Annotated in this window: 11 protein-coding genes; 3 read left to right on the top strand and 8 right to left on the bottom strand. The window is 49.5% G+C overall.

Annotation, left to right across the window (positions count from 1 at the left end):
- Positions 1–43: 43 nt before the first annotated feature.
- The 3 genes from CSD97_RS03445 (at position 44) to CSD97_RS03435 (ending at position 5,221) form a co-directional block, all read left to right on the top strand.
- On the top strand, positions 44–2,872 hold the full coding sequence (locus CSD97_RS03445) for a beta-glucosidase (protein WP_098031973.1): 2,829 nt from the start codon (positions 44–46) through the stop codon (positions 2,870–2,872).
- A 101-nt stretch (positions 2,873–2,973) separates the two neighbouring features.
- On the top strand, positions 2,974–4,101 hold the full coding sequence (locus CSD97_RS03440; protein ID WP_098031972.1) for a lactonase family protein: 1,128 nt from the start codon (positions 2,974–2,976) through the stop codon (positions 4,099–4,101).
- Positions 4,102–4,171: 70 nt separating this feature from the next.
- Positions 4,172–5,221 carry a DUF4831 family protein gene (locus CSD97_RS03435; protein ID WP_057258670.1) on the top strand — a complete coding sequence of 350 codons (1,050 nt, stop codon included), beginning with the start codon at positions 4,172–4,174 and terminating at the stop codon, positions 5,219–5,221.
- Positions 5,222–5,228: 7 nt separating this feature from the next.
- Here the strand turns inward: CSD97_RS03435 and CSD97_RS03430 are convergent, their stop codons facing one another.
- The 8 genes from CSD97_RS03430 to CSD97_RS03395 all read right to left on the bottom strand — a co-directional run bounded on the left by CSD97_RS03430 (position 5,229) and on the right by CSD97_RS03395 (position 12,240).
- The gene (locus CSD97_RS03430) at positions 5,229–5,582 is read right to left on the bottom strand and encodes a PqqD family protein (RefSeq protein ID WP_057258649.1); all 354 of its coding nucleotides are present in this window, start codon (positions 5,580–5,582) and stop codon (positions 5,229–5,231) included.
- Between the two features lie 19 nt (positions 5,583–5,601).
- Positions 5,602–6,993 (bottom strand): MFS transporter, encoded by a 1,392-nt coding sequence (locus tag CSD97_RS03425; RefSeq protein WP_005831932.1) that lies wholly within the window; start codon positions 6,991–6,993, stop codon positions 5,602–5,604.
- Between the two features lie 153 nt (positions 6,994–7,146).
- The gene (gene secG / locus CSD97_RS03420; protein ID WP_005831936.1) at positions 7,147–7,536 is read right to left on the bottom strand and encodes a preprotein translocase subunit SecG; all 390 of its coding nucleotides are present in this window, start codon (positions 7,534–7,536) and stop codon (positions 7,147–7,149) included.
- A 4-nt stretch (positions 7,537–7,540) separates the two neighbouring features.
- Positions 7,541–8,314 carry a hypothetical protein gene (locus tag CSD97_RS03415; RefSeq protein WP_005831938.1) on the bottom strand — a complete coding sequence of 258 codons (774 nt, stop codon included), beginning with the start codon at positions 8,312–8,314 and terminating at the stop codon, positions 7,541–7,543.
- Between the two features lie 4 nt (positions 8,315–8,318).
- Positions 8,319–8,843: an LptE family protein gene (locus CSD97_RS03410; RefSeq protein WP_005831940.1), complete on the bottom strand. Its 525-nt coding sequence runs from the start codon at positions 8,841–8,843 to the stop codon at positions 8,319–8,321.
- Entirely contained in the window at positions 8,830–10,080 is a 1,251-nt protein-coding gene (locus CSD97_RS03405) for a sigma-54 dependent transcriptional regulator (protein WP_005831941.1), read from the bottom strand. The genes CSD97_RS03410 and CSD97_RS03405 overlap by 14 nt, the downstream gene beginning before the upstream one ends.
- Before the next feature lies 1 nt (position 10,081).
- On the bottom strand, positions 10,082–11,179 hold the full coding sequence (gene pdxA, locus CSD97_RS03400) for a 4-hydroxythreonine-4-phosphate dehydrogenase PdxA (RefSeq protein ID WP_005831943.1): 1,098 nt from the start codon (positions 11,177–11,179) through the stop codon (positions 10,082–10,084).
- Positions 11,180–11,184: 5 nt separating this feature from the next.
- Positions 11,185–12,240, bottom strand: coding sequence for a DUF4837 family protein (locus tag CSD97_RS03395; protein WP_008665256.1), 1,056 nt, complete (start codon positions 12,238–12,240; stop codon positions 11,185–11,187).
- Between the last annotated feature and the right edge of the window lie 25 nt (positions 12,241–12,265).

Below are 12,265 nucleotides of genomic sequence, written 5' to 3'. Positions count from 1 at the left end.
AACAAAAGAAACAATAATAACCAAGAGATTTTTAGAACATATCATGAAGAACCTTATTGCCCTAACCCTGCTGCTTGGAGGAAGCACACTGCTCTGCGCACAAAAGCCTGCCAAAACACCGGCAACCTACAAGCCGGTGAAAAGTGAAATGTACCGCAAAGGTTGGATAGACTTCAACAAAAACGGAGTGAAAGACGTGTACGAAGACCCCTCCGCCCCGCTCGAAGCACGCATCGAAAACCTGCTGCAACAGATGACGCTGGACGAAAAGACCTGCCAAATGGTCACCCTCTACGGCTACAAACGCGTACTGAAAGACGACCTCCCCACCCCCGAATGGAAAGAGCTGCTCTGGAAAGACGGCATCGGCGCCATCGACGAACACCTGAACGGCTTCCAGCAATGGGGGCTGCCTCCCTCGGACAATGCCTACGTCTGGCCCGCCTCGCGCCACGCCTGGGCACTGAACGAGGTGCAACGGTTCTTTGTGGAAGATACCCGTCTCGGCATCCCCGTAGACTTTACCAACGAAGGCATACGCGGCGTGGAAAGCTACCGCGCCACCAACTTCCCCACCCAACTGGGACTGGGACATACCTGGAACCGTGAACTGATTCGCCAAGTAGGACTCATCACCGGACGCGAAGCCCGCATGCTGGGCTACACCAACGTCTACGCCCCCATCCTCGACGTAGGACGCGACCAGCGCTGGGGACGCTACGAAGAAGTTTACGGCGAATCTCCCTACCTCGTAGCCGAACTGGGCATCGAAATGGTGCGCGGCTTGCAGCACAACCACCAAGTGGCCGCCACCGGCAAGCACTTTGCCGCTTACAGTAACAACAAAGGCGCCCGCGAAGGCATGGCACGCGTGGACCCGCAAATGTCGCCGCGCGAAGTGGAGAACATACACATCTACCCCTTCAAACGCGTCATCCGGGAAGCTGGCATGCTGGGCGTAATGAGTTCGTACAACGATTACGACGGCATCCCCGTGCAGGGCAGCTACTACTGGCTCACCACCCGCCTGCGTGGCGAAATGGGATTCCGTGGCTACGTCGTATCCGACAGTGACGCCGTAGAATACCTCTACACCAAGCACGGCACCGCCAAAGACATGAAAGAAGCCGTCCGCCAAAGCGTGGAAGCCGGGCTGAACGTACGCTGTACCTTCCGCTCGCCCGACTCCTTCGTCCTTCCCCTCCGCGAACTGGTGAAGGAAGGCGGGCTGAGCGAAGAAGTCATTAACGACCGTGTGCGCGACATCCTCCGGGTAAAGTTCCTCATTGGTCTGTTCGATGCCCCCTACCAGACAGACCTTGCCGGTGCCGACCGTGAAGTGGAAAAAGAAGAGAACGAAGCCATCGCCTTGCAGGCATCCCACGAGTCCGTCGTTCTGCTGAAGAATGCCGATGAGCTGTTGCCCTTAGACATCAACTCCACCAAGAAGATTGCCGTCTGTGGTCCCAATGCCAATGAAGAAGGCTACGCGCTGACCCATTACGGCCCACTTGCCGTAGAAGTGACCACTGTACTGGAAGGCATTCAAGAAAAGACAAAAAGCAAGGCAGAGGTGCTCTACACCAAAGGCTGCGACCTAGTGGATGCCCACTGGCCCGAAAGTGAAATCATAGACTATCCTCTGACCGACGACGAGCAAGCCGAGATAGACAAAGCCGTAGAAAATGCCCGCCAAGCTGATGTTGCCGTCGTAGTATTGGGCGGCGGACAACGCACCTGCGGCGAAAACAAATCGCGCACCAGCCTCGACCTGCCCGGCCGGCAGTTGCAACTGCTTCAAGCCATACAAGCCACGGGCAAGCCCGTCGTACTGATACTCATCAACGGACGCCCGCTCTCCATCAACTGGGCAGACAAGTTCGTCCCCGCTATCCTCGAAGCCTGGTATCCCGGCTCCAAAGGCGGAACAGCCCTGGCCGACATCCTCTTCGGCGACTACAACCCCGGTGGAAAGCTGACGGTGACCTTCCCCAAGACCGTAGGGCAAATCCCCTTCAACTTCCCCTGCAAACCTTCTTCACAGATAGACGGCGGTAAGAATCCGGGACCTACGGGCAACATGTCACGCATCAACGGAGCACTCTACCCCTTCGGTTACGGCTTGAGCTACACCACCTTCGAGTACTCCGACCTCGACATCACCCCCCGAGTCATCACCCCGAACGAGTCTGCCACCGTCCGCCTGAAGGTGACCAACACCGGCAAACGTGCCGGAGATGAAGTAGTGCAGCTCTATATCCGCGACGTACTGAGCAGCATCACCACCTACGAAAAGAATCTTGCAGGCTTCCAGCGCATCCACCTCGAACCGGGCGAAGCCCAGGAGCTGTCCTTCACCATCGACCGCAAGCACCTGGAGCTTCTGGACGCCGACATGAAATGGGTGGTGGAACCCGGCGACTTCGTGCTCATGGCCGGCGCCTCTTCCGAAGACATCCGCCTGAACGGAACGCTGACCGTAGAAGACTACCAGACCCGTGCCAAAGCCATTGAAGCCCAAAAACCAGCAAAGCGTGTGAGTGCCAGCACCAACCCAGAGGATGCCGAAAACGTGCTCGACGAAAAAATCAATACCGCATGGCAAGGAAATAAGGGAGATTATATTACCTTTGCCTTGAAGAACGGAACCCAGGTAGATAAAGTTACCATCGCCTTTACACGTGACAACAACCTGCCGGCAACCTTCGAAATCCAGCTCTCGGGCGGTGGCGGACAGTTCCTCACCATATATTCGGGCACCGTCAGCGAATATGGCAAGCTGATTTCCTATCCGTTCAAAGGCACTACCGCCAGCGACCTCCGCATCGTGCTGAACGATGACCGCGTCAGTATTGCCGAAGTTAAATTTTAATGTGCTAATGTGCCAATATGCTAATGTACCAATGACCATGCAGCATATACAGCGCAGCCAATTAGCACATTAGCATATTGGCACATTAACACATTAAATTAATGAAAACACTTCTTTTCTGTATGCTCGGATTAGGTTTGACAGCATGTGGCTCTTCTCCAAAGGGCACTAACGGTGACCAGGACGAACTCGCCATGCTAATAGGTACTTACACGAATGGCTCAAGCAAGGGTATCTATACCTTCCGCTTTAATCAGGAGACGGGAACAGCCGTTCCGCTCAGTTCAGCGGCATTGCCCAATCCCTCCTACCTCGTCCCCTCGGAAGATGGCGAATTTGTCTATGCCGTCAGTGAAATGAACGACAGCACAGCAGCCCTCAGCTCCCTTGCCTTCGACCGGGAAACGGGAGAAATGCGCCTGCTGAACACCGTTCCCACCTTCGGCGCCGACCCCTGCTACGTGGCCACCAATGGCCGGGAAGTGTTGACTGCCAACTACAGCGGTGGAACCATGTCCGTCTTTCCTTTACAGAAAGACGGCACTTTGGCTCCTGCAGACACGCTCTTTCAAGGCTCTGCCACCGGTCCCGACGCCATACGGCAAGCCACTCCCCACATCCATTGCACGGTCTTTTCACCGGACGGAAAGTATATCTTCGCCACCGACTTCAGTGCCGACCGCATCCTGCGCTTTGTGATGCACCCCGACAACCCTATTCCTCATGCTTCTCTGGAAGCCGTTGGCATTGAGGCAGATTCCGGCCCGCGCCATCTGACATTCAGCCCTAATGGGAAGTTTGCCTATCTCATCACCGAACTGTCCGGTAAGGTCATTGCCTTCAGTTACGACGACGGCCGCCTGGAACAGATACAGACTATCACAGCCGACACCGTAGCCGCCCGTGGAAGTGCAGACATCCACCTCAGTCCGGATGGGAAATACCTCTACGCCAGCAACCGTCTGAAAGAAGACGGCATCGCCATCTTTGCCGTGAATCCCGAAAATGGGACCTTGGCAAAGGTAGGTTATCAGCCCACCGGCATCCATCCCCGCAACTTCAACATCACGCCCAACGGTAAATACTTGCTTGCCGCCTGCCGCGACAGCAATGTCATTCAGGTATACAAACGAAACGAAGTTACCGGACTCTTGGAAGATACTCATCAGGACATTGTAGTCGACATGCCGGTTTGCGTACAGTTCGTCAGCTCTGTTAATAATTTATAAAGCAATATTTAGCAAAGATAACTTCATTAACTTTGTCCCTTAGCTAAATCAGTCTAAACGAATGTACATTATGAAGAAGAATATATTGATGCTCTCAGCTCTGTTCTTGTCTACCACTGCCCTGGCGCAAACAGACGTAACCACCGGTGTGATGCGTGGCAAAGACTACGGAGTGACTTATATGTTGCCCAAAACAGAAATAGAAATCGTATTGCAAGCCACCAAACATACTTACACTCCCGGAGAATTTTGCAGATATGCCGACCGCTATCTGCGTCTCAACAACGTGTCTGCCGAACCCGAGGAGTTCTGGACACTGGATAAGATAGAAACCCGCATAGCCGGTGTACCGGATAAGGACAACGTCTATTTCGTGAAGATGAAAGACAAGACCGTAGCACCCCTTATGGAGCTTACCGAAGACGGAATTGTCCGCTCCATCAACATTCCGTTCAGCGGTAAGCCTGCTGCCAAGACGCCCGAAGCCAAAGCCACCGAAAGCAGCATTGACCCACGCAGTTTTCTGACGGAAGAAATACTGATGTCCAACTCCAGTGCCAAGATGGCCGAGCTGGTGGCTAAGGAAATATACAGCATCCGCGAAAGCAAGAATGCCCTCCTGCGCGGCGAAGCAGACAATATGCCCAAGGACGGCGCCCAACTCAAGCTGATGCTTGACAATCTGAACCAGCAGGAAACGGCTATGACGGAAATGTTCTCGGGCAAAATAAAGAAAGAACCCAAGACATTCACCATCCGGCTGACGCCTAAAGAGATGAAAGATGAAGTGGCTTTCCGTTTTTCCCGAAAGCTGGGAGTGGTGGCCAATAATGACCTTGCCGGTGAACCGTATTATATCAGCGTCACCGACCTCAAAAGTCCCGATGTATCTGCCACCGAGGAAGGCAAAAAGAAAGTGGACGGTGTAGCCTATAACCTTCCGGGCAAGGCACAAGTGACATTGGTGTATAACAATAAGAAATTGTTTGACGACCAACTTCCCATTACCCAATTCGGCACCGTAGAATACCTCGCACCGGTACTGTTCAACAAGAATTCTACCATCAAAGTGCTGTTTGATACGGCAACGGGAGGATTGATAAAAGTGGATAGGGAATAAAGGAATTCTAATTCCGGATTGTCAACTGGATAAATCCATCCTTACGCAACTGCATTACGTAGGCGGTGACCCGGGGAATATAATTCTCTTCCTCCCCAAAGTGCCTGGCAAGTAGATAGATGATTTCGCGCACGGTACGATGTCCATCTATCAGATTCCAGACAGCTGTACCGTGTTCTTCCAGCCTCACATGGATGTCAGGAGACATCCCCTTCGGCAATAAAAAACGACGCATCCATTCGTATTTAAACCGTGGGTAGGCGAGTACGGCGCACTCACCTTCCCATTCGGTTGTTATATGTCCACAGCGGACCGGAACAGCGTCCAACAGACTTACTTTTCCTTCGGGTATTTCCATCATACGGTATCCGCTTTTCCTATTATTTCTGAATATTAGGCTCTTCCAGCTTATAACCATACTTCTTGTCTGCCTTCTTCAGCAGTAGAGCCACTATAAGGGACAAGCAGGCAATACCGGTAAAAATGCACATAGGCACCGTATAGTCATACATATTCGTTCCATCTGGTTTCTTGCCGGATATACAATAGGCATCAAGCACCCACCCTATCAATGTAGGAATACCCCAAAGACCGATATTCTGGATAAAGAAAATCAATGCGTATGCCGTACCCAACTGGCTTACCGGGAATATCTTGGCCACAGCCGGCCACATGGCAGAAGGTACCAGCGAGAAAGCGATACCCAAAATTATCATCAGCACAATAGCTACCAGCCAATAGTTTATATCGGGAATAGCATAAATGAAATGCACACATATCAGCATGGCCGAGCCCAGCAGCATGATAGATGCGGACTTGCCCCGCTTGTCAATGAAACCACCAAAGACCGGAGTCAGAATCAGCGCTCCCAATGCCGGAAGTCCGGCAAATGTACCGGCCACATTCTCATTGATACCGTATTTGATAATCATCAACTCGGAAGCAAACTTCTGGAATGGGAATACACAAGAGTAGAACAATACACACAGCAATGCTATCAGCCAGAAACCGGGATTGACCAGAATATTCTTCACATCCTTAAAAGAGAACTTCTCTTCCTCATCTTCCGTACCGGCAGCAATGGCAGCAGCTTCCATCTGTTTGTCCAGCTTCTTGTCCATCACTGCAAAGACGAAGAAAGCAATCATACCGCCCAACAACAGAACCAAACCCAACAACACCGGTGTGGAAATACCGAAAGCGCGGGCCAAAGGAATGGCTACGGCATAACCGGCTTGCGAACCGATACGTGCTAAAGCGACTTGTACCCCCATAGCCGTGGCAAGCTCTTTCCCCTTAAACCACTTGGCTATGATTTTGGAAACTGTAATACCGGCGACCTCCGCTCCTACTCCAAAAATGGAATAACCGGCAAAAGCAACAAACACACCCGTTTTATAGCCAAATATTTCATTGATTCCGAATAAAGTCGCGTCGGCACCGGCAAGTCCCGTCATTGCATAGTATTCAAGTGCTGTACCACCTACCATCAGGATAGTTGCCAGCTTTCCGGTGAAACGGATACCAAAGCGGTCGAGGATTAATCCTCCCCAAATCAACATCAGGAAAAAAACATTCAGAAAACTATAACCACCGGTAAAGAATCCGAAATCGGTACTCGACCAAGCCAAGTCCGTTTCCAACATTGTCTTCAACGGTGCTACCACGTCGTTTACATAATAAGCTGCCATCATCGTGAAGGCAACAATCACCAATGCCCCCCAACGGGTAGCCTTGGAATCATTCAATTTAAGTTTGAGTTGTTCTGTCATTGTACTATTTGGATTTCAATTTATTAATCAGATTGCATAAATTGCTGACAAAGGTAAATAAATACTTCATCAAAACGAAAAAAGGCTGACACCTTTTCAGTATCAACCTTTCTCTTATTTTTCCAAGCGGGAGTCATCCGCAATATCCTTATCTTATTCTGCTGCAGGGGCTTCTGCTGCAGGAGCAGGAGTTTCAGCCGGAGTTGTAGCTGCAGGGGCCTCCGATTGCGGAGCTTCTGTACCTACGGGCATGTTATAAGGATTAGTTTTTTCTTCTTGTTGCGCCTGTTCCAGAATCACATCACCGCCCTTGCCTGTGGAAGAAGGAATAGTGTAAGCAGAAACAATACTGAAGACTACCATGACAGCTGCCAGAGTCCAGGTTGCTTTTTCCAAAAAGTCCGTAGTCTTGCGCACACCCATAATTTGGTTGGATGATGAAAAGCCTGATGCCAGACCACCTCCTTTAGAATTTTGAATCAATACAATGAAGCACATCAGCACAGATGCAATCAGCATTAAGATAACTAATAATAAATACATTTTGTTATTTTGATTTAGCGTTAATAATCAATTTCTCCAAAAATCTGATTTGGTCTGCAAAGTAAGCATTTTTTTTTGGATAATTCAAACTTAATTTTTTAATAATTTCAAGCGCCTTGTCATATCGGTGCTGTTTTATATAGATTTTGGCTAAAGTTTCCGTAAAACAGCTATCGTCCAACTCTTCCGTTACCGGCGATACTGAGGGTTCTTCCTCTTCTTCAGTCTCTTCCTCCTTCTCTACAAGAAACTCCCTTCTCGTATCCGAGGCATCCGAAGACTCACTCTTTTGGATAAAGTCATCTATCAATTCATGCCCACGCAGTTTAGGCACTTCCGACTCATCTTCTGCATCCACACCGGGTTCTTCCTGCATTAAATAGGCCGTATAATCCACCGCATAATCCAGCTCCGTATGCTGTGAATGCTCTTCGGGAACAGTAGCCAGAAATGCGTCAATCAAGGAAAGGGTACGGTCCACACTCGGCTCTTTCTCCAAATCGCCGGAAAACAGCGACGAGACCTTCCGGGATTTCAAAGTATAGCGGTCACCCTCTATAAAGTAAAACAGCACACGACGGTCTGCCACATACAACACAGCCTTGCGCAACTCCGCGCCAAAGTTGATGTCGTGCAGTAGATAGAGGTTTTTCAGATAGAGCAAACGGAGCGACTGGAAATAAGGATAGCGTGCCACCAATGTGCGAAGCTCGTACAAAGTATCCCTATTCAGCGTCTCGGGATGCTGAATCCATTGTTGCAAATGGGTAGGCGTCATGAGTTTACCAGTTAGCTACAGTTGCATTGAAAATCTGTTCGGCAATGTCTTTCACCATCAAGGTTATCAGCTGGTCCTGCACTTCGGTCAGCAATTTTGAGGAATCATAGGTCTGGAAAGCCGAGAACTGCTGTTCAAAGTCCTCCTCATGGTTCGTGTTATTGGTGTAGCGCACGTTGACAGTCAGCGTCACCTTCACCTTCGAAGAGTAGCCGCTGGCATCCACCGATTCATTATATTGATTGTAGCCGGTTATTTCTCCGTCTATTTCCAGGTCTCCTCCGGAATTCACCAGTTGCAGGCGAGTCTGCTGAATGAACATATCCTTCATTTTCTGGTTAAATTCTGTTGCCAGCGGTGCATATACATACTCTGCCCGGTTCTGGAAATCGGCAATGGAAATCGTTTTTACCTTTGTATAGTCGATAGAGCTTATCGGAGCAAGTCCCAACTTCATACTACATGAATTCACCAGAAATAACAAGCTTACCAACAAGGAAGCAAATGCCGCTTTTTTAATCCAATCCATATTCTTTTATCTTTCTGTATAACGTACGCTCAGAGATATTCAAATCCTGAGCCGCACTCTTACGCTTGCCGTGATGTTTTTCAAGCGCCTTACGTATCATTTCTTTCTCCACTTCATCCAGGGAGAGTGACTCCTCCACATATTCTTCCGTATCCTGGAAATCATCGTCCACCGGAGTAACCGGCTTTACCGAAGGATGTATAATGGTGGGAACACTGGATGTTACCGGAGGTACCACCGCCGGAGTAGCCGGCGTATAGTAGGCCGATGTGGCAACCGCCGGATTGGCTACCGTTCCCCTTTCAGCCATAATCTCATGCACCAACTTTTTCAAGTCCGTTACATCCTGGCGCATATCAAACAGAACCTGGTAGAGAATTTCCCGTTCACTCCCAAAGCTCTTGTCCTCCTTCACTCCAAACAAGGCAGGCAGGCGCTGCATATTGTTCTGCTCAGGCAGATAGCCCTTCAGTATGGATGCATTGATTTCACGATTGGTCTCAATGATGGATATCTGCTCGGTGATATTCTTCAACTGGCGCACATTACCCGGCCATGAGTAGCCCAGCAACACTTGCTTGCCGTCTTCCGTCAGCTGAATGGCAGGCATACGGTACTTTTCTGCAAAGTCCGAAGCAAACTTTCGGAACAGCAGCACCACGTCTTCACCGCGTTCGCGCAATGGAGGGACCTGAATAGGAACTGTGTTCAAACGGTAATACAAGTCTTCACGAAAACGTCCGTCAGCAATGGCTTGTGTCAAGTTTACATTGGTAGCGGCAACAATACGCACATCGGTCTTTTCCACCTTAGAAGAACCTACTTTGATGAATTCACCGCTCTCGAGCACACGCAACAAGCGTGCCTGGGTAGGCAAAGGCAATTCGCCGACTTCATCAAGGAAGATTGTTCCGCCGTTGGCCTCACCGAAATACCCCTTCCGTTCGCCGATAGCCCCGGTAAATGCGCCCTTCTCATGACCGAACAGTTCCGAGTCAATCGTCCCTTCGGGAATGGCTCCACAGTTCACGGCAATGTACTGTCCATGCTTGCGCCGGCTGTACTGGTGTATTATCTGCGGAAAGCTCTCCTTTCCCACACCACTCTCTCCGGTAATCAGTACAGACAAGTCGGTGGGCGCTACCTGGATAGCGATATCAATGGCACGCATCAGCGCTTCATTGTTGCCGATAATGCCGAAACGTAATTTTACTTGTTGTATTTCCGCTTTTGTCATTCTACAAATCTTCTTCTACACTATCGAGTTTCAGTTTGTCGCTATCGTCACGTTTCTCGTAATATTGCTTGCGCAGCGGATTTGCATGTGCCTCTTTCTCACGCTGGCGGTTACGGAACACATCTATTGCCACATAGATAGCCTGCCGGAATGAATCTTCAGAGGCGATTCCTTTCCCGGCAATATCGTAGGCCGTGCCATGAGCAGGCGAAGTGCGTATCACCGGCAAGCCGGCAGTATAGTTCACGCCCTCGTCCATAGCCAATGCCTTGAACGGTGCCAGCCCCTGGTCGTGATACATGGCCAGGATACCATCAAAATGGGTAAAGTTATCTGAGCCCATAAACCCGTCTGCCGGATAAGGACCATAGCAAAGCATACCCTTAGCAGCCATTTCGTTGATGGCCGGAATGATAATCTCCTGCTCTTCAGTTCCCAGCAATCCGCCGTCTCCTGCATGCGGATTCAGCGAAAGCACTGCAATACGCGGTGCGCTGATAGCAAAATCCTGCTTCAAGGAGCGGTTGAATATCTTCAGTTTTTCTTGTATCAGTTCTTTGGTGATGCTTCCGGCTATCTCTTTAACGGGAATATGTCCGGTCACCAATGCTACCCGGAAGTCATCTTTCATCAGAATCATAAGGGCCTTCTCGCCATCTCCCAATTTTTGCTCTATATACTCCGTATGTCCGGGGAAGGCAAACTCCTCCGACTGGATGGTATGCTTGTTGATGGGAGCTGTGACAATCACGTCTATCATTCCCTCCTTATATTCCTCAATGGCTTTTTCCAGTGCACCAAGTGCAGCTTTACCAGCTTCAACGTCAGGTTTAGAGAACTCAACCTTTACTTCATCATCCGTACAGTTCACTACACTCAAGCGATTGGGAACCGCTTCGGAGGCGGAGTTGACGATACTGAAGTTGGTAGGCAAGTCCAATGATTTACGATGATAAGCTGCCACTTTAGGCGAACCGTAGATAATCGGCGTGCACAATTCCAGCATCACCGGGTCTGCAAACGTCTTTAAAATCACTTCATACCCTACACCATTAATGTCGCCTTGTGTAATGCCGACTCTTATTTTGTTGTCTTCCATTTTTATTACTTATTATTAGTAGTATCTTTTGAGGTTACGCCTACCGGAATTTCCGCACCTTCCTGCTTGCTGCCGGGCAGTTTCAAGGTATAGAGCGAAGCCTCCATCTGACGTACCAGATTACGTTTCATTTTATCAGGTGAATAAATAAATATTTCAGATACGATAATACGCTGATTGGCCTTGTCCAAACGTACATGCGATACGAACGGACCGCCCATGAAGTCACCCTTTATGCGCCACAAGCCGCGGGCCTCCAGTGCATAGTCTCCCTGCACACTGATGGGGCGTACATCGGTCATCAGAGAATCCGTCGACATATACATGCCTTCACGGGCACCAGGGATATTAACCTTCATCACGGAATCGCGTTTATGAACAAAATATTCTTTAGTAAACGTATCCTTATCCGTATAAGGATAAGAGTAGATTACAAAGTTCTGGTCGCCGGTAGCTGCATTCGTACCTGCCCAGAAGAAGTTCTCACCCTCCTTGGTAGATGTCAGTTCGCCCGGCACCCATACATCGCAATCGAACTGGCTTTTCACCTTCGTTGCTATATAGTCGCTATGCTTGTCCTTCAATACTGAAATCTGACGATTCATTTCCGCATGGGTAAAGAAATCGATGATTACCTGCCTATTCTCCTCCACAAATTTCTCGAACGAAGCCTCGTCCGGTGCCTGAATAGTGAGAATAGACTGAGGAGCAGCATATACATTCCTTGCATACTTGAATTTAGGCTGGGTATAGAGGTCCTTGTTCACATCGACAATAATGATATTGCGAATCAGTTTTAAAGTGGCATCATAATTGGAAGGGGCAGTATACATGATTCGGAATGAACGTTCTGACTGGGGAAGCCCCGGAACATCAGAATCAAGCACATCGAAAAGCGCCCTACCGGCAGGACGTTCCCACAAGCCGGGCTCCACCACTACCAGAACTTCATACGCACGACCACTGGAGGTCGGAGTAAACACACCCTTTTTACCACCACCGCAAGCGGAAAAAAGTGTCAGTACGAGAACCATACTTAAATAAAACAAGTGCTTTCTCATATCTCTATCATTTTAGTTTTTCACA

The organism is Bacteroides sp. AR29 (genome assembly GCF_900217715.1).
Classification (GTDB): domain Bacteria; phylum Bacteroidota; class Bacteroidia; order Bacteroidales; family Bacteroidaceae; genus Bacteroides; species Bacteroides uniformis.
Note: the sequence above shows the minus strand (reverse complement) of the source record. Positions and strands in the feature narration are given on the sequence as shown.